The sequence below is a fragment of the Corynebacterium sp. HMSC034B08 genome, assembly GCF_001835805.1.
Taxonomy (GTDB): domain Bacteria; phylum Actinomycetota; class Actinomycetes; order Mycobacteriales; family Mycobacteriaceae; genus Corynebacterium; species Corynebacterium coyleae.
The window spans coordinates 14,826-33,610 of the sequence record NZ_KV825969.1 but is presented as its reverse complement, the minus strand read 5'-3'; the positions used below and the strand labels follow the sequence as shown (position 1 = coordinate 33,610).

The window sequence follows — 18,785 nt, the reverse complement described above, 5'->3', positions numbered from 1 at the left end:
TGAAACCGGCGGCGAAACTTATTCGTCGTCGGTTTTTGTTAGCACCATGACGCCGACCTTCTCCGCTTGATCGTTTTGCGGCGACAGTGTCAACGTGTCGCCTGCACGCTCAGCGTCGTACTCCAGATCCTGGTGCGTCAGCGGATCTTCCAGCTTGAACTCTTTATCGTCGCGCAGGCAGTTCGCTTCGTTAGTCTCACCGTCGGTTTCGGTCAGCTCCCAGGAGCAATCCTTACCGTCAATGGTCACAGTGGCCTGACCACCGCCGGTCCCCTCCTGGGTTGCGGTGACGTCGCCCGACCAGGTGCCGTCGAAGTCACCGTCCTGCCCACAAGCGGTCAAAAGAGCGCTGGAGGCGAGAACAGTTGCTGCGAATGCGATTGTTTTCTTCATGCAGCCACTGTAACGAAATTCGTCACTTCAGCGCCGCGATGTGCTTTGCCAACTCCCGCAACGCCTTGCCCCTGTGGGACCGTGCGTTCTTCTCCTCCGAGGTCAGTTCCGCCGAGGAACGTCCCGGCGCGTCATCGGGTGCGAAGAGCGGGTCGTAGCCGAAACCGTTGTCGCCGCGGGGCTCGCGAAGCAGTTCGCCTTCCCAACGCCCTTCTGCGACGTGTACATCGCCTTCTGGGGTGGCAAGCGCGCAGCAGGACACGAAAGCGGCACGACGCTGGTTGATGTCTTCCATCTGCTTGAGCAGCAGGGCGTTGTTGCCAGCGTCGTCGCCGTGGTTACCGGACCAGCGAGCGGACAGGATGCCCGGCATGCCGTTGAGGGCTTCGACGCTTAGGCCGGAGTCGTCAGCGACGCACGGAAGACCAGTCGCGGCAGCACCAGCCTGGGCCTTCAGTACGGCGTTTTCCTCAAAGGACAGGCCGTCCTCGACAGGGTCGGGGTACGCGGGGGCCTGATCAAGCGACACAAGCTCCACTCCCTCGATGGCCAGCTCGCGCAGCACCTGGTCGAGTTCGCGGACCTTGCCCGGGTTACGGGACGCGACGAGGACTTTTACCATCCCAACGCCGCCTTCTGGGCTGCGAAAAGCTCCTCACAGCCCTTGGCTGCCACGTCGAGCATCTCGCCGAGCTGCTCGCGGCCGAACAGGCCGTGCTCGCCGGTGCCCTGGATCTCGACGAAGTTGCCACCCTCCTGCATCACCACGTTGAGGTCCACCTCCGCTCGGGAGTCCTCCTCGTACGGCAGGTCGAGGCAGACGTGGCCGTCGATGATGCCAGCAGAGATCGCCGCTACCGGCTTCAGCAGCGGCTCACCCGGCACCACGCCGCGCTCCTTGAGCACAGCGATCGCGTCCGCAAGTGCGACGTACGCGCCAGTGATCGACGCGGTACGGGTACCACCGTCGGCCTGGAGCACGTCGCAGTCGAGCTGGATGGTGTTCTCACCGAGTTCAGAAAGATCCACCGCAGCGCGCAGGGAACGACCCACCAGGCGCGAAATCTCGTGCGTGCGGCCCTTTACCTTGCCACGCATCGATTCACGCGGCATACGCTCGTGCGTCGCGGAAGGAAGCATGGAGTACTCGGCGGTCAGCCAGCCTTCGCCGGAATCCTTCTTAAAACGGGGAACGCCCTCCTCCACCGAAGCGGTGCACATCACGCGGGTGTTACCGAACTCCACCAGCACGCTGCCAGCAGGGTTCGAAGTAAAACCGCGAGTGATACGGACAGGGCGAAGCTCGTCGACGGCGCGACCGTCAAAACGCGAAAAATCAGTCATAGCCCCAAGCGTAACGCAGGCGGGCGTCGCGTCCCTGCAAGCCAACTAGACCCAAGGCGATTTATTAATCACGTTCGGAGGGCACCCCATTGCGGTGAGGATGGGCAACGAGTGTGAGTGCGTCGAAAGATCGTGTCCCGAGAAATTGGCCATCAGGAATTCGTGAGCAGCTTTGGTGAGCCCGAAATGTGGCTCTCCTTCGATCACACCGTGCAGGTACTGCAACATGGACAATTTGAAGAATGTCCGGTCTCGCAACGATTCCGGATACGCCCGAATCCAGCTGAGTGTGGAACTTGGTTTTCTTGGCACAAGCGGTGCATCGTCTACACGGTTATACAGCCTCGCGTAATGTGCACACGTATTTCGCAAATAAGCCAGCGATCGCTGCCATGACCCGAGCTCCTTGAACGTGAGCCCGGTATCAGCAGCGATCTGCTCGCGCATCCACTTTGGAAGCAGATCGTACAGATTGTGCAGCGTTCCCCATTCGAAGGTCTGCACTGCAGCCCAAATTGGAAGATCTTCGTTGCGATCCCGGTAGTGGTGTACGAAATCCTCTTTGGAGTAACCAATAGATGCGTCAAAGCGGTCCAACCACTTTGCATACCGCTCTACCTGGTTCGGTTCCTTAATGGGAGGCTGCATCTGCAGGTCAAGCATTGACGGGTCGTCAAGATGAAGATGAAGCAGCGGGTGCACGCTACCAATCGCGTGTGCAATGGCGTTACGGAGCCAAATCTCCACGGGCTCCAACGCACTCAAGGCTGCCTTACGCAATCGGGTATCGAACCTCATGAGTCGAATGATGTCGTCGAAATTCGTTCCCTCACGGAATTCTTTCTTGCGTGTGAGTTCGTATCCGTGAAGTTTTTGTTGATTCGGGAATGGCTCTCTAAACGGGTACCAGTATCCGCTCAAACGGTAATATCCGATGTTTCGCAGCGACTCTTCCGCAGACGCAAGATCTGCAATTCGCATCCCCCGTTCGCCCAATAGCGTGAGCAAGTCTTCATAGTTCTGAAACGGTTTCGTGGATACCACGATCCCCTACCCCCAAGATTTTGAAAACCGGCCCTGGACTGACTACTCAAGATGTAGCCTAGCGGAACCGGTCGTTGTGGTGGCTAATTTAGCGCACCCGACCCCCTAGGTCACCTTCCACCCCTTAAAAGGGGTAACGCAGTAAGGCCCGACCCTTACACCTCGTAGACGGCGCCGGCCTGCCCCAGCAGAATCTCGCCATCAAACTCAGTACGGGCTGCCTCAAGCACACTGTGCGGGTCAGTCCACGGTTGAATGTGCACCAGCACCAGCGTCTTCACCCCGGCTTCGCGGGCGAGGCGTCCCGCCTCCTTGCCAGACATGTGCATGCCTTCGGCTTTGCCTTCCGACGACGCACCCCAGGCTGCTTCGCAGAGGAACAGGTCGGCGCCACGGGCGGCGTCGATAAGCGACGGCGTGTAGCTCGAGTCGCCCGAGAACGTCAGCACCTTGCCGTGCGCGTCCTCCACGCGCAGCGCATGCGACTCCTGGGCCGGGTGGACCACTTCAAACGGCGTGACCATCAGACCGCTCAACGTCTCCGGCTCGCGGGTACGCCAGGTGGTGAACTCGAATGTGTCGGTGCAATCGTCGACATCATCCGGACCATCGGCGCTCATGCGGCCAAAGTGCTCAACCGCATACGAAGGCCCGATGAGGCGGTGGCGCTGCTGCGCAGGTGCCTCCGGATGGTATCGGCGCCACACCAACAGCGACGGGAAATCCGAGCAATGATCAGCGTGCAGGTGGCTGAAGATCACGTGGGCCGCAGCAGGATCGAACCGTTCCTGCATCGCGGCGAGCGCTCCCGGACCAAAGTCCATCACCACATCGGTTTCACCCGGCACCGAAATGACGTAGGAGGAGGCGGGGTTCCCCGGCGCGGCAAGGCTTCCGGAGCACCCAAGGATGGTCAACTTCATGGAAACACTGTGCCATGAATGCGCCCTAATTTCACACTGGATCGCCGAAGCGCACGGCGAGTTTTACAGTCTGTTGCCCACCGCATGCACCTGAGGGCCGAGGAATCGGCGGGCGAGCTCATCGAATGTGCCAGGATCTCCGGTGGATTCGAAGATGCGGATTGGGGCGGTGGTGTCGTCGCTAAGCAAATCGCTCTCCGTGAGCACGCGCAACACATCCTTCGAGGTTTCCTCCGCAGAGGACACGAGCGTGACATCATCGCCAACGGCAAGCTGGATCACGCCGGAAAGCAGCGGATAGTGCGTACAGCCGAGCACAAGCGTGTCCACGCCTGCTTCGCGCAGCGGCTCCACATAGCCGCGGGCGACCTCGAGCACATGCTTGCCGGAGGTCACGCCCTGCTCCACAAGGGGGACGAAATCAGGGCAGGCAACAGCGGTGACATCCACATTCGGGTTGACCGCGAAGAAGTCCTGGTAGGCACCAGAGGTGACGGTGCCTTCGGTGCCAATGACGCCGATCTTGTTGTTTCGGGTGGTCGCCATCGCACGGCGTACTGCAGGCTGGATCACTTCGAGGACAGGGATGTTGTAGCGCTCGCGGGCGTCGTGAAGAAACGCGGCGGTGGCGGTGTTACACGCAATGACAAGCATCTTGCAGCCACGTTCCACCAGATCGTCGGCAATGCGCTGCGAATGAGCGCGCACATCCGCGATCGGCTGCGGACCGTACGGGCTATTGGCGGTATCGCCGATATAAATCAAGGATTCGCCCGGCAACTGATCCATCACCGCACGCGCCACGGTCAGCCCGCCGACACCGGAGTCGAACAACCCAATCGGCGCGTTGTTACTTACCTGGTTGCTTACCTGGTTACTCACCTGCGCGCCTGCTTTTCCGCAGCCTTCGCCTGCTTCTTCGCATGCTTTTTCGCGGCAAGCTCCGGCGGATCGTCAGACGTGATGATCATGCCGGCGACAATGCCACCGATCGCGCCGAAGAGGTGCGCCTGCCAACTGACACCCTCAGTGCCCGGCAGCACACCCCAAATCAAACCGGAGTAGAAGAAGCCGAGGATTAAGCCGGTAAGAATCTGACCAATCGAGCGGTTGAAAAAGCCACGCACCAACAGGTACGCCAACCAGCCATACACCAGGCCGGACGCGCCAATGTGGTTCGTGCCAATACCGCCGAACACCCAGGTGCCGAGTCCGCCGATGAGCAGAACGAACGTTGTCACCTCCCAAAACACGCGCTTGCCGGAGTAACCGATGAGGTAGGCAAACAGCGCACCCGGCAGCGAGTTGGAAATGATGTGTTCCAGATTCGCGTGCAGCAGCGGCGAGGTGAAAATCATCGGCAGACCGTTGATGTCCAGCGGGTGTATGCCAAAGCCCTGCAGCCACGGGAAGAAGAGCTGCAGAATAAACACAGCCCAAATCAGGGCCAGGAAGCCACCTGCAAAGCGCAGCCCGGATTTGCGCTGCTGTTTGCGTTTGAGCGACCTGCTCGCCGGGTAACCCTGTCCCTGCAACCCCATGCCCGGCTGGCCGTACGGCTGACGCTGGTTGGCATAGGGGTTGTGTGGCACACCCGGCGCGGGCATGTCACCGAACGCGGGCGGTTGGCTCTCCGGGTGGGAGAACGGTCGCTGGAACGGCTTGCCATAGCCGGGTTGGCCGGTTTGTCCGTAGCCCCAGCCTTCAGGGGTGTGGTGGTTGTTATTGTTCATCGTGGTGCAGCTTAGCTGCCTGCGCTAGGCACGTGCGATGTCGCGCCAGGCGGTGATACCAAAGTCACCGGTTGCGTTTACTACAGCGTCCACGATTGCAGCCTGCACTGCTTGGGCGCCGGCTTCTCCGATGCGTCCGAAAGCTTCGACATCGCTGACCGGCTGCGCACCAGGTTGAGCGGTGGACACCGCGAACAACGTGTCGCCGTCGAGTGGCGAGTGCGCGGGGCGAATGGCTCGTGCGATGCCGTCGTGTCCGGTCATTGCCACGCGCTTGAGTTGTGGCTTTGTGAGCGGCGCATTCGTGGCAATCACACCGATCGTGGTGTTCAGTTTCGGTGTGGGACGCTCAAGCGCGTTAAACCGCTCCAGGTCCACCGCGGGTTTCGCACCATCGCCGTAGAGGAGCCCGGTGTGCTTATCGACGACCATCCCAACCGGATTGGCAACCACATACGCCTCAACCGTGTAGCCGTCCGTGCTCATCGTGCTCACCGTGGCCTGGCCAAACCCACCCCGCAGCACGCCAGCGGTTGCGCCACAGCCAGCACCGACACTGCCGGTCGCTCCTGCACCACCGTCGAAGGCGGCGGTGATCGCGGCTGCACCATCGGCCGCAGTGGGGCGGTGTGCCGGGTCGCCGACGACAAGGTCGAAGATCACCGCCGCAGGCACGATCGGCACCCGGGGGCCCGGCATGTCTTCGCCGAACACCGGAAAGCCCCAACCGCGGCGTTCCAGCTCGGCCATCGCTCCATCGGCGGCCGCAAGTCCAAACGCGGAGCCGCCACAGAGCATGATCGCGTGGACCCGCTCAACGGTGTTGTGGGGTTCGAGCAGGTCAGTCTCACGTGTACCGGGGCCACCGCCACGCACATCCACTGCCGCGACCATGCCTGCCTCGTGCGGTGCAAGGATCGCGGTCACGCCAGTGTCCGCGAGTGAGATGTGGCCGATGCGGGCCAAGGGGTCGTCGATACGCATGCGCTCGAGCTAGCCCATCAATGCGTCGAGCAAAGAATCCTGACAGTACGCGAGCCACTCCACGAGCATCGCGCGCTCCTGCTGAGCGCCCTCGCCACCCGAAGTGTCAGCGGCAATGTAGAGGCGCATGTCGTTGACCGCAGCGATGAACTTGTGCGCGTCTTCTTCCTCGATGGTGACCTCAACGCCACCAGTGGGGCCGAGCGCCTCGTTGACCACCTGCAGATTGATCAACTTCGCACGAATGATGTCGTTTTCATGCAAGCTGCGCAACAAACCGTTGTCGCCCTCGAACTCCTCGTCGCCCTCACGCTCAAAGTCGGGCAACAAACGAGCCAACTTCGGATCCTGTGGCGCCTCCGTGTGCCCGGTGGAAACCCCCATCATCTCCGCGAACTCATCCTTCGGAGCCGACTGCGCACGTGCAATCAACGCCTCCGACACCGTCGCCGTGAGATCCCCAATGACCTCACGCTCCATCGGATCAAACGTGGTCGTGTACTTCGGGGTTGAACGCATCAACCCCTTCTTCTTACGCCAAGGCTGCATTCGTCTCCCCTACCCTGCCTGCTGCATCGTCGCCCACAGACCGGCGGTATGCAGTTTCTTCACGTCGGTTTCTACCTTGTCCTTCTCGCCAGAAGAGACCACAGCCTTGCCCTCAGTGTGGACCTGCATCATCAGCTCCTGGGCGCGCTTACGGTCGTAGCCCAGCACCGTCTGGAACACATAGGTGACATAACTCATCAGGTTCACCGGGTCGTCCCACACAATGCACAACCATGGCAGGTTCTCGCTCGTGGCCACCTCGACATCGACGGCCTCGTCGAGCTCCGGGGTCGCCATCGGCGAACTCATATGCGCCGGTTCGGCAGCGTTGCGAGCTGAAGCAAACATGTGAACCACCTTACCCCGTCGGACGGGAGGGGACGGGAGGGTACGCTTGCACACCATGAACCAACCGCTGCCCTCTACCGCGTTTTTAACCGACATGTACGAGCTCACCATGCTCGACGCCGCCATCCAAGATGGCACAGCCGAACGCGAGTGTGTTTTCGAAGTCTTTGGCCGCCGCATGCCCAACGAGCGCCGCTACGGCGTCGTCGCAGGTACCGCGCGTGCCCTCGACGCAATTACCCGCTTCCGCTTCACCGAAGAGCAGATCGCAACCGCCGATTTCCTTTCCGATGCAGCACGCGAATATCTCCGCAACTTCCGCTTCTCCGGCCAGGTGGACGGCTACCGGGAGGGCGATCTGTACTTCCCGTACTCCCCAATCATGACGGTGCGCGGCACGTTCGCCGAGTGCGTCATCTTGGAAACTGTCATCCTGTCCATCCTGAATGCCGACTCCGCGATTGCCTCCGCCGCGTCGCGTATGGTCTCCGCGGCAGACGGCCGGCCGATTATCGAGATGGGTTCGCGCCGTACCCACGAAGAGGCTGCCGTTTCGGCTGCACGTGCGACCTACATCGCGGGTTTTGACGCAACTTCCAACATGGAGGCGTCGCTACGCCACGGCATCCCGGCGTCCGGTACTGCCGCCCACTCGTGGACGCTGCTGCATGTCGACGAGAACGGCCAGCCCGATGAAAAGGCCGCCTTTGCCGGCCAGATTAAGTCCCTAGGTAAGGACACCACGCTGCTGGTGGATACCTTTGACATCACCAAGGGCGTGGACAACGCGCTCGAGGTTGCTGGCACCGAACTCGGCGCGGTGCGTATCGATTCTGGTGATCTCGGCATCGTCTCACGCCGCGTGCGCAAGCAACTCGACGAGGCAGGTGCGTTCAACACCAAGATCATCGTCTCCTCCGACTTGGATGAGTTCGCCATCGCAGGTCTGCGCGGCGACCCAGTCGATGGCTTCGGCGTCGGCACCTCTGTGGTGACAGGCTCCGGCGCGCCTACGGCTGGCCTGGTCTACAAGCTCGTCGAGGTCGAAGGCCACCCCGTGGCCAAGCGTTCTTCCGGCAAGGTCACCTACGGCGGCGGCAAGTCTGCGCTTCGCGCGTACCGCTCCTCCGGCGTTGCGGTGGGCGAGATTATCCACCCGATGGGCGCCGAAATCCCCCGCAAGCCGAACCTGGACTACCGCGAGCTGACCGTGCCGATGATCCGCGACGGTGAGGTCCTGGACAACCAGCCAAGCATCGAGGACAGCCGAAAGCTGCACGCCGAAGCACGCACCACCCTGCCCTGGGAGGGCCTCGCTCTGTCGCGCGGCGAGGTTGCCATCCCGACCCGTTTTATCGGGTTTCCGGAGCCCACCGAGTAGGCCGTGGCAGACGAACCGCTTTCGCACAGCACAGGTGAGTTGCTTTCGGCTGCCGTCGAGTCGCTCGGCGGCTCGCGCCGGCCTGGCCAGGTCAAGATGGCCGACGCGGTCACTCGTGCGTTGGATTCCGAACGTCACCTTGCCGTTCAGGCAGGCACTGGTACGGGTAAGTCCCTGGCGTACCTGGTTCCTGCGCTCCGTTATGCACAGATGCACGACACAACCGTTGTGGTCTCCACTGCGACGATCGCGCTGCAGCGCCAACTGGTCGACCGTGACCTGCCGCGCCTTGCCGACGCGCTTGAGCCTCTCCTGCCCCAGCGACCAACCTTTGCCATCCAAAAGGGCCGTAACAACTACGTCTGTTTGCACAAGGTGCTTGCGGAGGACCCCAGCGACACCCTCATCGAGGAAGAGGATCTGACCTGGCTGGGCAAACACGTCAAACGCGTTGCCGATTGGGCGCAAGACACCCCGACCGGTGACCGCGACGATCTGGTTCCTGGTGTGCCAGATCAGGCGTGGCGCCAAGTTTCGGTGACCTCCCGTGAGTGCTTGGGGGCGACGCGTTGTCCGCACGGCCAGGACTGCTTCGCGGAGATCGCCCGGGAGCGCACCAAGGACGTGGACATCGTGGTCACCAACCACGCACTACTGGCTATCGATGCCCTCGCCGATGTGGACGTGCTCCCCCAGCACGATGCTGTGATTATCGACGAGGCCCACGAACTCGACGGACGCATCACCTCGGTCGCTACCGCGGAGATTTCCGCACGCGCACTCGCCATGGCAGCTCGCCGTGCCGACAAGCTTGGCGCGAAACGCGAAACACTCGAGGACGTTATCGACGACTTCACTGCCGCCATCGACCTCGAAGCCCCCGGCCGGTGGGAAACCATTTCCGACCCGGCACGTGGTGGTTTTGTCGCTCTGCGCGACGCGTTGTGGAAGACCCGCCAGTCCATCGGCGAACCGCCCGAGGGTGAGGCCCAGAACGATCCGGAGAAGTTTGCGGAGCGTGGCAACCTGACCAACCACTTGGAGGATCTCCACGACGCGATCGTGCGCATCCTCGGTGTGTTCGACGAGCCGGATCCGGCCAAGCACACCGACGTTGTGTGGCTCACCCGCTCCGACCGCCACGGCGATTCCGTCTCCGTCGCGCCCCTGTCGGTCGCGGGGCTGCTCCACGAACGGCTTTTCGGGGAGCGCACCGTGGTGCTTACCTCTGCCACGTTGACGGTCGGCGGCAACTTCAACGCCATGGCCAGCGCCTGGGGCTTGCCGAAGGGCACCTGGGACTCGCTCGACGCTGGCACCCCGTTCGACCCCGCCAAGTCGGGCATCCTCTACACCGCGAAGCACCTGCCCACCCCGGGCCGCGATGGGCTTGCGAAGGAAACGCTCGATGAGATCGCGGACCTTATCACCGCCGCCGGTGGCCGCACCCTGGCACTGTTTTCTTCTCGACGAGCCGCCGAACAGGCCGCCGAAGCCATGCGGGCCCGCCTCCCCTTCGACATCTTGTTGCAGGGCGAGGACTCCACCGGTGTACTGGTTGATAGTTTTGCCAAGTCAGAGAACTCATGTCTGTTCGGCACACTGACGTTGTGGCAGGGCGTCGACGTTCCAGGGAGCTCGTGCTCGCTGGTCATCATCGATCGCATCCCCTTCCCCCGCCCCGACGATCCCCTGTTGCAGGCCCGAGCGAACGCCGCCGATGCCGCCGGCCGGTCGGGCTTCATGGAGGTCTCCGCCACCCACGCGGCGCTGCTCATGGCGCAAGGTGCCGGCCGCTTGCTGCGCTCCGTCAATGACCGCGGGGTCGTGGCAGTGCTGGACAATCGCTTAGTGACGAAGCGCTACGGCTCGTTTATCCGCCGCAGCCTCCCCGCCTTCTGGGATACCACCGACCCCGAGGTCGTTCGCGGCGCGTTGAAGAGGTTGGTGGCTAAGGGATAGCCACCACGGTGGTGGAACCGGGCGCGACCTCCGTGTAGCCCGCGTCTCGCACCGCGACCGCACCTGGCCGATCGCAGTACTCACGGAACTGATCAGCAGACACTTCACGCACGTTTAGCGGGAACCCCTGCTCGGCCCAGTCCAGCACCCACTCGAGGTCCTGCGCCGCAGCAAGCAACATTGAGGCGTGTCCTACCTGTGCGGCCGCCTTGCCCGCGGACATCGCAAGCGAACTGTCCACTGCGATCAACGGAGCACCCTCGACGAGCGGCAGGTCTTCGCCCTCCTCGAGTTCTGTGCCCTTGATCTGCAACTTGGCTATCGCATGTGGCACATCCCCTACAGCAGACGGAACAAACGCGCGTACCGATCCCACTGTCACCCCAGGTAACGCCTGCACGTCATCCCAAGCCTTGTTCCGTGCCCTCCGGGCAACCTTACGGATGCGGTGTGAATACCACTGCTCTACCCCGTCGCGCCAGAAACCATCGATGCCCGCACGAGAGTCGAGGCATACGGCGACGACGGCGCGGGCGGCGCAAACAAGCACCGCGTTGCGGCTGGGCGGATCCTGCTTGGGCAGATTGATGGCGAGTTGCATCGCCTGCACTGTCGATGGGTCGTTTGGATCCTCGCTGCGTTGGCGGTAGTCATCTGCGACGCGTTCCCGCAGCAGCTCGTATGCGCTTGTGATTTCGGTTGTCTCGGCATTCATCCTGGTTCAGGGTAGTGGGCACAACAAAGCCCCCGCCGAAGCGGGGGCTGAGTTCAGGAGGCCAGTAGTCCGTTGCTACTTGGCTGGGGTGTTATGCCTCGCGGTGGCCAGTGTGGGCCTCACGACGCAGGGTCTCCACCATGTGCGGGTAGTGCAGCTCGAACGCAGGACGCTCGGAGCGGATACGCGGCAGGGAGGTGAAGTTGTGGCGCGGCGGCGGGCAGGACGTTGCCCACTCGAGGGAGTTGCCGTAGCCCCACGGATCGTCGACGGTGACAATCTCACCGTAGCGCCAGGACTTGAACACGTTCCAGATAAACGGCAGGAAGCCGATACCCAGAATGAAGGAGCCGACAGTGGACACCTGGTTCAGGAGGGTGAAGCCATCGGTGTCGAGGTAGTCAGCGTAACGACGCGGCATACCCATGTTGCCCAGCCAGTGCTGAACCATGAAGGTCAGGTTGAAGCCGATAACAACGAGCCAGAAGTGAATCTTGCCCAGCTTCTCGTCCAGCATGCGGCCGGTCATCTTCGGGAACCAGAAGTACACGCCAGCGGTGGAAGCGAACACCACGGTACCAAACAGGGTGTAGTGGAAGTGCGCAACCACGAAGTAGGAGTCGTGCAGCTGGAAGTCCAACGGCGGAGCAGCCAGCATAATGCCGGTCAGACCACCGAAGAGGAAGGTGAACAGGAAGCCCGTTGCCCACAGCATCGGGGTCTCGAACGTCAGGTGACCGTTCCACATGGTGCCGAGCCAGTTGAAGAACTTCACACCGGTCGGAACCGAAATCAGGAAGGTCATGAACGAGAAGAACGGAAGCAGGACAGCGCCGGTGGCGAACATGTGGTGTGCCCACACAGCCATGGACAGACCTGCAATAGCCAGGGTTGCGAAGACCAGGCCGATGTAGCCGAAGATCGGCTTACGGGAGAACACCGGGACGATCTCGGACACCAGGCCGAAGAACGGCAGTGCGAGGACGTACACCTCAGGGTGGCCGAAGAACCAGAACAGGTGCTGCCACAGGATCGTGCCGCCGTTAGCGGTGTCGTAGATGTGGCCGCCGATGAGACGGTCGAAGAGCACACCCATTGCAGCTGCGGTCAGCAGCGGGAAGATCATCAGCGCGATGATCGAGGTAACAAACACCGTCCAGGTGAACACCGGCATACGGAACATGGTCATACCCGGCGCACGCATGGTCAGCACAGTGGTGAGCATGTTCACGGCGGAAGCAATGGTGCCCACACCGGTAGCGCCTACACCGACAATCCAGAGGTTGGCGGAAACGGACGGCGTGTGCGTTGCGTCAGCCAGCGGCATGTACATCGTCCAGCCGAAGTCAGCAGCGCCACCCGGGGTAACGAAGCCGGCCAGCATGGCGATAACACCAACGGTGGTGACCCAGAAGCCGAATGCGTTCAGACGCGGGAAGGCCACATCAGGGGCGCCGATCTGCAGCGGCAGAACGTAGTTAGCAAAACCCCAAACGATTGGGGTACCGAATGCCAGAAGCATCACGGTGCCGTGCATGGTGAACAGCTGGTTGAACTGCTCGTTGGACAGGAACTGCAGGCCTGGGCTGAAGAGCTCCAGACGAATCAGCAGGGCCATCAGGCCAGCCACGAAGAACCACACGAACGACATGATGATGTACATGATGCCGAGGTCTTTGTGGTCGGTCGTGATGAGTTGCTTATAAAATTGCGAACCCTTGCGGGCATGGCCCGTCGGCTCGGGGCGTGTCGGCGGGACGTGATTGTCCAGCCTAGGTGCCACAGCGGTCATTGAATCCTCCTGATTTCGACAACTGCACTTGACCCGAATTGCCTCGAATCACGCACAGCTGCCACGAGTGATACCGGATCAGCATAACGTTCTGCACACTGTTTTTCCAGCCTCTCCGAATACTGTTCCCCCTTGCGGGGTGAACCCATGCAGGCAACCCTGCTGCGTTGTCTGCAAATGGGAGACGCCTCGCCGGGTGGCGAGGCGTCGTCGACAAGCAAACCGTGCTTAGAAGTCCCAGTCGTCGTCCTGTGTATCCTCCGCACGACCAATAACGTAGGAGGAACCCGAACCAGAGAAGAAGTCGTGGTTCTCATCGGCATTCGGCGACAGAGACGCCAGAATTGCCGGCGAAACCTTCGTCTCATCTGCCGGGAACAAGCCCTCATAACCAAGGTTGTTCAGCGCCTTATTCGCGTTGTAGCGAAGGAAGCGCTTCACGTCCTCAGTCCAACCGAGCGGGTCGTAAATATCCTCGGTGTACTGATTCTCATTCTCGTACAGGTCGTACAGCAGATCGAAGGCGTAATCCTTGAGCTCTTCCTTCCGCTCTTCGGACTCGTTGCGCACACCGAGCTGATACTTGTAGCCGATGTAGTAACCGTGCACTGCTTCGTCGCGAATGATCAGACGGATAATGTCGGCCGTGTTGGTCAGCTTCGAGTGCACCGACCAGTTCAGCGGCAGGTAGAAGCCCGAGTAGAACAGGAACGATTCCAGCATCACGGAAGCAACCTTGCGCTTCAGCGGATCATCGCCCTCGTAGTAGGACAGGATGATCTTCGCCTTGCGCTGCAGGTACTCGTTTTCCTCCGACCAACGGAATGCCTCGTTAATAGAAGGGGTATCCGCAAGCGTCATAAAAATGTTGGAGTAGGACTTCGCGTGCACCGACTCCATGAAGGCAATGTTGGTCAACACTGCCTCTTCGTGCATCGACATCGCGTCCGGAAGCAACGACACCGCACCAACTGTGCCCTGGATCGTGTCCAGGAGCGTCAGGCCGGTGAACACACGCATGGTTGCGGCCTTTTCATCCTCAGTCAGCGTGTTCCAGCTCGGAATGTCATTGGACACCGGAATCTTCTCCGGCAGCCAGAAATTACCCGTCAAGCGATCCCAAACCTCGAGATCCTTGTCGTCGGGCACATTGTTCCAATTAATCGCCTTCACCGGTTTGGTGTGAGACTCAAGGTAACCCACGTATTCGTCAGTCATGGCGACCATCCTACCCGAGACCCCCATAAAAGAAATCGGGCTTGAAATTGCATTGAATGAGCGTCTCAATGACCTAAGATACTGACGAATTACACACAATTAGCTGCCTGAAGGAGGGCACTGTGACTTCGAGCGACAAGCGCTCACCCACGCAACCCCTACTCTCGTCCATCCTGGATGTGTTAGGGGAAGAGATCGTCTCGGGTGTCCAGCCGGAAGGCAATACGTTTACGCTCCACGACCTGTCCGAACGGTTCGACATTTCCCGCACCGTGGCACGCGAAGCGATGCGTGCGCTTGAACAGTTGGGCTTGGTGTCGTCGTCACGCCGCGTGGGCTTGAAGGTGCTCCCCCAGTCCGAGTGGAACGTGTTTGACCACCAGATCATTTCCTGGCGCTTGCGTAGCGACGAGCAACGGCACGCCCAGATCACCTCACTGCGCGAACTCCGTGATGCCATCGAGCCGTCCGCAGCACGACTCGCCGCGACACATGCCACCCCTGCGGAAGCCCGTGAACTTTCTGCCCTCGCCGAGCGCATCGTCGAGCTCGCTGACCAGGTCGCGGGTAACTCGGACGAGTTCCAAGAAGCCGACGCGCGTTTTCACTCTTTGCTGCTGACCGCGTCACGCAACGAAATGTTTGTCGCACTTACCCAGCCCATCATGGATGTGATGAAGGGGCGCTCCGAATACGGCATCATGCCGGACGACCCGGAGATGACCACCATGAAGATTCACATCGAGCTCGCGGAAGCCATCGCGAACCACGAGCCCGACCGCGCAGAAGATGCTTCTCGACGACTCCTGCGCGGCGTGAACGAGTTCATGGAAATTTAACCCCCGGGGTTCCCGCCTCCTACAGGCGGGAACCCCAACCCCCGAGCCCCTCCCTACGTGCTTAGAGCATGCAGGAGACGCAACCGTCGACCTCGGTGCCTTCCAACGCCATCTGACGCAGGCGGATGTAGTACAGGGTCTTAATGCCCTTGCGCCATGCGTAGATCTGTGCGCGGTTGATGTCGCGAGTGGTCCCCGTGTCCTTGAAGAACAGGGTGAGCGACAGGCCCTGATCCACATACTTCGTGGCAACTGCATACGTGTCGATGATCTTTTCGTAGCCGATCTCGTACGCGTCCTTGAAGTATTCGATGTTCTCGTTGTTCATGTGCGGCGCCGGGTAGTAGACGCGGCCGATCTTGCCTTCCTTACGGATCTCGATCTTGGATGCGATCGGGTGGATCGACGAGGTCGAGTTGTTGATGTAGGAAATCGAACCGGTCGGCGGCACAGCCTGCAGGTAACGGTTGTAGATGCCGTCACGCGCCACGTCGGCCTTGAGCTGCGCCCACTGCTCCGCCGTCGGCACAGCAATGTTGGACTTTTCAAACAGTGCCCTGACCCTGTCAGTCTTCGGTGCGAAATCAGCCGGATCGTAGCGGTCGAAGAACTCCCCGGTTGCGTACTCGGACTTGTCAAAGTCCTTGAATGCGCTGCCCTTCTCCACTGCAATCTTGTGGGATGCGCGGATGCACTCGTACATCACCGCGGCAAAGTAGGCGTTGGTGAAGTCCAGGCCTTCCTCGGAGCCGTACTCAATGTGCTCGCGGCCGAGGTATCCGTGCAGGTTCATCTGCCCCAGACCAATAGCGTGGGAAGCTTCGTTGCCGTCGCGCACCGGCGGCACGGACTCGATCGACGTCTTGTCTGCCACGGCTGTCAGCGCACGGATTGCCGTTTCGACCGTGCGGCCGAAGTCCTCGGAATCCATCGCCATTGCGATATTCAGCGAGCCCAGGTTGCAGGAGATGTCGTGGCCGACTTCCGCGTAAGTCAGGTCCTCGTTCAGCACCGACGGAGAGTTAACCTGCAGGATCTCCGAGCACAGGTTGGACATGTTGATGCGGCCGGTCTTCACCGGGTTCGCACGGTTCGCGGTGTCTTCGTACATGATGTACGGGTAGCCGGACTCGAACTGGATCTCTGCCAGGGTCTGGAAAAAGTTACGGGCGTTGATCTTGGACTTGCGGATGCGTGGGTCCTCGACCATCTCTTCGTACTTCTCCGTCACAGAAATGTCTGCGAACGGCACGCCGTAGACACGTTCGACGTCGTACGGGGAGAACAGGTACATATCGTCGTTACGCTTAGCCAGCTCGAAGGTGATGTCCGGAATGACAACGCCCAACGACAGCGTCTTAATGCGGATCTTCTCGTCGGCGTTCTCACGCTTGGTGTCCAAGAACCGCATGATGTCCGGGTGGTGCGCGTTCAGATACACAGCACCTGCACCCTGGCGGGCACCGAGCTGGTTGGCGTAGGAGAATGCGTCCTCCAGAAGCTTCATCACAGGGATGACGCCGGAAGACTGGTTCTCAATGTGTTTAATCGGCGCACCGGACTCGCGAATGTTCGACAGCAGCAGCGCCACACCGCCGCCACGCTTGGACAGCTGCAGCGAGGAGTTGATGGCGCGGCCGATGGACTCCATGTTGTCCTCGATACGCAGCAGGAAGCAGGACACGAGTTCGCCGCGCTGTGCCTTACCTGCGTTGAGGAAGGTTGGGGTGGCGGGCTGGAAACGGCCGGTCATGATTTCGTCGACAAGCGCGAATGCAAGATCCTGGTTGCCATCGGCGAGGAACAGCGCCGTCATAGCCACGCGATCCTCGAAACGCTCCAGGTAACGACGACCATCGAACGTCTTCAGCGTGTACGACGTGTAGTACTTGTACGCACCGAGGAACGACTTGAAGCGGAACTTGTAAGAGTAGGCGCGCTTGAACGTGTCCTTAATAAACTCCCACGCGTACTTCTCAATCGTGTCCGGCTCGTAGTACTTGTTGGTGACCAGGTAATCGATCTTCTCTTCCAGATCGTGGAAGTAGACCGTGTTCTGGTTCACGTGCTGCAGGAAGAACTGGTTCGCAGCCTCACGGTCTTTATCAAACTGAATCTGACCGTTCTCGTCATAAAGATTCAGCAGCGCGTTCAGCGCGTGGTAATCCAGCTGGTCCTTTTCGTTGGCCGGCTCCGGGACATTCTTACCGAGGGGCAGAGTAGACACTTCGAGGCCTTTCAGTTTGTAGTTCTTTTGTATTTACCGGCGTATTTTTCGCGCAGTCTTGCCAATCGCTCCGACTCATCCGGAGCCTGCTGCACATGCGCTTGCGTATCGACGACCTCCGGTCCCCCACGCAAACCCAATCGTTCAGCGTTTTCAATCAGTTGGTTGCGCACATGCGCGACATCTTCGGCCGAGCCCATGAGCTCAAACCTGTATAAGTACGGAACCTTACACTTGTCAGCGATCACCGGCCCAGCAAGGCAGTAATCCGCACCAAAGTTAGAGTTTCCGGCGGCGATCACACCCCGCATCAAGGTGCGATTGCCCTCATTGTTCATGAAGCGGATCACTTGCGCCGGCACCGGCCTGGAATTACCACCACTCACGCTCACCCCACCTCCGTAAGTGGGACAGATGAGGATGTATGGCTCGTCGACGACGAGTTCCGGATCGGTTCTGCGCAGGGGGATCCGCTTCGCAGGAAGGCCGAGCTTCTCCACAAACCGCTTCGTGTTCTCAGTGGCGGAGGAGAAGTAGACGACCAGCATGGCCACTACCTTTCTTGTGCAGATTTCAGAAGGCTACTGCCAGTTGTGCGCCTCATGGCGTCGGTATGCGCGCGACGCTTAAGCCGCTGCGAGCAGACCCTTGATGCGCTCCGGGCGGAAGCCGGACCAGTGCTCACCGTTAGCCTCAACCACCGGAGCCTGAACATAGCCGAGGGCCATCACGTAATCGCGGGCCTCTTCGTCCACAGAAATGTCGACGGTGGTGTACTCAAGGCCGGCCTTCTTCAGCGCCTTCTCGGTTGCCTTGCACTGCATGCACGCCGGCTTGCTGTAAACGGTGATCGACATCGCTTGTGGTCCCTTCTCTGCGGGTTCTTTGGGGAGATTTTCTTCTGTCCCCGTCTCCGCGGGGCAACACCAAGAGACACTATACCTTGGGGCTGAGAAGGGCAACTGCTACTACATGTAGTAGTTACATGGGTGATATTCCCAGGATAGGTGCCCAGAATTACCTACATGTAGTCCGCACGCTCATCCGCAACACACAGTTTTGTTGTTTCACGGGTGTAATTTCCTCGAAATAGATTCATCCCGCCCTAGAACTTCGCCTGTTTTTGGGAACGCAAAAACCCCGCCACCACACGGTGACGGGGCGCCTGCTCGCGACAATTAACCCTGACGGGCCTTGAAGCGCGGATCCTTCTTGTTGATCACGTAAACCTTGCCGTTGCGGCGCACAACCTGGGCGCCCGGCTTGTTCTTCAGCGACCGAAGCGACTTGCGGACCTTCATCGGGCGCTCCTTTCTGCTCGGATTACCTGCAA

20 protein-coding genes are annotated in these 18,785 nt (G+C 60.5%); 3 read left to right on the top strand and 17 right to left on the bottom strand.

Annotated elements, in window-relative coordinates; genetic code table 11:
* Window positions 1-18 precede the first annotated feature (18 nt).
* The 10 genes from HMPREF2656_RS09420 to clpS all read right to left on the bottom strand — a co-directional run bounded on the left by HMPREF2656_RS09420 (window position 19) and on the right by clpS (window position 7,279).
* The gene (locus tag HMPREF2656_RS09420; RefSeq protein WP_070772002.1) at window positions 19-393 is read right to left on the bottom strand and encodes a hypothetical protein; all 375 of its coding nucleotides are present in this window, start codon (window positions 391-393) and stop codon (window positions 19-21) included.
* 22 nt (window positions 394-415) lie between these two features.
* The gene (rdgB, locus tag HMPREF2656_RS09415) at window positions 416-1,015 is read right to left on the bottom strand and encodes an RdgB/HAM1 family non-canonical purine NTP pyrophosphatase (protein ID WP_070816486.1); all 600 of its coding nucleotides are present in this window, start codon (window positions 1,013-1,015) and stop codon (window positions 416-418) included.
* Complete coding sequence (gene rph, locus HMPREF2656_RS09410) at window positions 1,009-1,737, bottom strand: ribonuclease PH (RefSeq protein ID WP_070422586.1); 729 nt, start codon at window positions 1,735-1,737, stop codon at window positions 1,009-1,011. The genes rdgB and rph overlap by 7 nt, the downstream gene beginning before the upstream one ends.
* A 45-nt stretch (window positions 1,738-1,782) precedes the next feature.
* Window positions 1,783-2,781 carry an Abi family protein gene (locus HMPREF2656_RS09405; protein ID WP_070816485.1) on the bottom strand — a complete coding sequence of 333 codons (999 nt, stop codon included), beginning with the start codon at window positions 2,779-2,781 and terminating at the stop codon, window positions 1,783-1,785.
* A gap of 155 nt (window positions 2,782-2,936) precedes the next feature.
* Entirely contained in the window at window positions 2,937-3,704 is a 768-nt protein-coding gene (locus HMPREF2656_RS09400) for an MBL fold metallo-hydrolase (protein ID WP_070772005.1), read from the bottom strand.
* A gap of 63 nt (window positions 3,705-3,767) precedes the next feature.
* On the bottom strand, window positions 3,768-4,586 hold the full coding sequence (gene murI / locus HMPREF2656_RS09395; protein WP_070451231.1) for a glutamate racemase: 819 nt from the start codon (window positions 4,584-4,586) through the stop codon (window positions 3,768-3,770).
* Window positions 4,583-5,245 (bottom strand): rhomboid family intramembrane serine protease, encoded by a 663-nt coding sequence (locus HMPREF2656_RS09390; protein WP_070816624.1) that lies wholly within the window; start codon window positions 5,243-5,245, stop codon window positions 4,583-4,585. Before HMPREF2656_RS09390 ends, murI begins: the two co-directional genes overlap by 4 nt.
* Window positions 5,246-5,461: 216 nt before the next feature.
* On the bottom strand, window positions 5,462-6,421 hold the full coding sequence (locus tag HMPREF2656_RS09385; protein WP_070422590.1) for a P1 family peptidase: 960 nt from the start codon (window positions 6,419-6,421) through the stop codon (window positions 5,462-5,464).
* 9 nt (window positions 6,422-6,430) lie between these two features.
* Entirely contained in the window at window positions 6,431-6,970 is a 540-nt protein-coding gene (locus HMPREF2656_RS09380; protein ID WP_070816483.1) for a DUF2017 domain-containing protein, read from the bottom strand.
* Window positions 6,971-6,979: 9 nt separating this feature from the next.
* Entirely contained in the window at window positions 6,980-7,279 is a 300-nt protein-coding gene (clpS, locus tag HMPREF2656_RS09375) for an ATP-dependent Clp protease adapter ClpS (protein ID WP_070422616.1), read from the bottom strand.
* Between the two features lie 94 nt (window positions 7,280-7,373).
* Between clpS and HMPREF2656_RS09370 the strand changes: the two genes are divergently transcribed.
* Complete coding sequence (locus HMPREF2656_RS09370) at window positions 7,374-8,699, top strand: nicotinate phosphoribosyltransferase (RefSeq protein ID WP_070422592.1); 1,326 nt, start codon at window positions 7,374-7,376, stop codon at window positions 8,697-8,699.
* 3 nt (window positions 8,700-8,702) lie between these two features.
* Window positions 8,703-10,661 carry an ATP-dependent DNA helicase gene (locus HMPREF2656_RS09365; RefSeq protein WP_070422593.1) on the top strand — a complete coding sequence of 653 codons (1,959 nt, stop codon included), beginning with the start codon at window positions 8,703-8,705 and terminating at the stop codon, window positions 10,659-10,661.
* Here HMPREF2656_RS09365 and HMPREF2656_RS09360 read toward each other — a convergent pair.
* The 3 genes from HMPREF2656_RS09360 to nrdF all read right to left on the bottom strand — a co-directional run bounded on the left by HMPREF2656_RS09360 (window position 10,651) and on the right by nrdF (window position 14,386).
* Window positions 10,651-11,376, bottom strand: coding sequence for a peptidyl-tRNA hydrolase (locus HMPREF2656_RS09360; RefSeq protein ID WP_070422594.1), 726 nt, complete (start codon window positions 11,374-11,376; stop codon window positions 10,651-10,653). The two genes, HMPREF2656_RS09365 and HMPREF2656_RS09360, sit on opposite strands and share 11 nt — an antisense overlap.
* Before the next feature lie 91 nt (window positions 11,377-11,467).
* A complete protein-coding gene (gene ctaD, locus HMPREF2656_RS09355; protein ID WP_070422595.1) occupies window positions 11,468-13,168 on the bottom strand; it encodes an aa3-type cytochrome oxidase subunit I in 1,701 nt (566 codons plus the stop codon).
* Between the two features lie 228 nt (window positions 13,169-13,396).
* The gene (gene nrdF, locus HMPREF2656_RS09350) at window positions 13,397-14,386 is read right to left on the bottom strand and encodes a class 1b ribonucleoside-diphosphate reductase subunit beta (protein ID WP_168167557.1); all 990 of its coding nucleotides are present in this window, start codon (window positions 14,384-14,386) and stop codon (window positions 13,397-13,399) included.
* A gap of 122 nt (window positions 14,387-14,508) precedes the next feature.
* Here nrdF and HMPREF2656_RS09345 point away from each other — a divergent pair, with 122 nt between their 5' ends.
* Window positions 14,509-15,225 carry a FadR/GntR family transcriptional regulator gene (locus HMPREF2656_RS09345; protein ID WP_070816479.1) on the top strand — a complete coding sequence of 239 codons (717 nt, stop codon included), beginning with the start codon at window positions 14,509-14,511 and terminating at the stop codon, window positions 15,223-15,225.
* Window positions 15,226-15,286: 61 nt separating this feature from the next.
* Here HMPREF2656_RS09345 and nrdE read toward each other — a convergent pair whose 3' ends face one another.
* The 4 genes from nrdE to ykgO form a co-directional block, all read right to left on the bottom strand.
* Window positions 15,287-17,452, bottom strand: a complete 2,166-nt coding sequence (nrdE, locus tag HMPREF2656_RS09340) for a class 1b ribonucleoside-diphosphate reductase subunit alpha (protein WP_083319499.1) — start codon at window positions 17,450-17,452, stop codon at window positions 15,287-15,289.
* An 11-nt stretch (window positions 17,453-17,463) separates the two neighbouring features.
* On the bottom strand, window positions 17,464-18,000 hold the full coding sequence (gene nrdI, locus HMPREF2656_RS09335) for a class Ib ribonucleoside-diphosphate reductase assembly flavoprotein NrdI (RefSeq protein WP_083291977.1): 537 nt from the start codon (window positions 17,998-18,000) through the stop codon (window positions 17,464-17,466).
* A gap of 78 nt (window positions 18,001-18,078) precedes the next feature.
* Window positions 18,079-18,309 (bottom strand): glutaredoxin-like protein NrdH, encoded by a 231-nt coding sequence (gene nrdH / locus HMPREF2656_RS09330; RefSeq protein WP_070422598.1) that lies wholly within the window; start codon window positions 18,307-18,309, stop codon window positions 18,079-18,081.
* Window positions 18,310-18,630: 321 nt separating this feature from the next.
* The gene (gene ykgO / locus HMPREF2656_RS09325; RefSeq protein ID WP_038612879.1) at window positions 18,631-18,753 is read right to left on the bottom strand and encodes a type B 50S ribosomal protein L36; all 123 of its coding nucleotides are present in this window, start codon (window positions 18,751-18,753) and stop codon (window positions 18,631-18,633) included.
* Window positions 18,754-18,785 lie beyond the last annotated feature (32 nt).

What these genes read in the sequence shown, in the direction of transcription:
- HMPREF2656_RS09420 (WP_070772002.1), bottom strand. Translation starts at nt 393, where the DNA reads ATGAAGAAAACAATCGCATTCGCAGCAACTGTTCTCGCCTCCAGCGCT.
- rdgB (WP_070816486.1), bottom strand. Translation starts at nt 1,015, where the DNA reads ATGGTAAAAGTCCTCGTCGCGTCCCGTAACCCGGGCAAGGTCCGCGAA.
- rph (WP_070422586.1), bottom strand. Translation starts at nt 1,737, where the DNA reads ATGACTGATTTTTCGCGTTTTGACGGTCGCGCCGTCGACGAGCTTCGC.
- HMPREF2656_RS09400 (WP_070772005.1), bottom strand. Translation starts at nt 3,704, where the DNA reads ATGAAGTTGACCATCCTTGGGTGCTCCGGAAGCCTTGCCGCGCCGGGG.
- HMPREF2656_RS09390 (WP_070816624.1), bottom strand. Translation starts at nt 5,245, where the DNA reads ATGGGGTTGCAGGGACAGGGTTACCCGGCGAGCAGGTCGCTCAAACGC.
- HMPREF2656_RS09385 (WP_070422590.1), bottom strand. Translation starts at nt 6,421, where the DNA reads ATGCGTATCGACGACCCCTTGGCCCGCATCGGCCACATCTCACTCGCG.
- HMPREF2656_RS09380 (WP_070816483.1), bottom strand. Translation starts at nt 6,970, where the DNA reads ATGCAGCCTTGGCGTAAGAAGAAGGGGTTGATGCGTTCAACCCCGAAG.
- clpS (WP_070422616.1), bottom strand. Translation starts at nt 7,279, where the DNA reads ATGAGTTCGCCGATGGCGACCCCGGAGCTCGACGAGGCCGTCGATGTC.
- HMPREF2656_RS09370 (WP_070422592.1), top strand. Translation starts at nt 7,374, where the DNA reads ATGAACCAACCGCTGCCCTCTACCGCGTTTTTAACCGACATGTACGAG.
- HMPREF2656_RS09360 (WP_070422594.1), bottom strand. Translation starts at nt 11,376, where the DNA reads ATGAATGCCGAGACAACCGAAATCACAAGCGCATACGAGCTGCTGCGG.
- ctaD (WP_070422595.1), bottom strand. Translation starts at nt 13,168, where the DNA reads ATGACCGCTGTGGCACCTAGGCTGGACAATCACGTCCCGCCGACACGC.
- nrdF (WP_168167557.1), bottom strand. Translation starts at nt 14,386, where the DNA reads ATGACTGACGAATACGTGGGTTACCTTGAGTCTCACACCAAACCGGTG.
- nrdI (WP_083291977.1), bottom strand. Translation starts at nt 18,000, where the DNA reads ATGCTGGTCGTCTACTTCTCCTCCGCCACTGAGAACACGAAGCGGTTT.
- nrdH (WP_070422598.1), bottom strand. Translation starts at nt 18,309, where the DNA reads ATGTCGATCACCGTTTACAGCAAGCCGGCGTGCATGCAGTGCAAGGCA.
- ykgO (WP_038612879.1), bottom strand. Translation starts at nt 18,753, where the DNA reads ATGAAGGTCCGCAAGTCGCTTCGGTCGCTGAAGAACAAGCCGGGCGCC.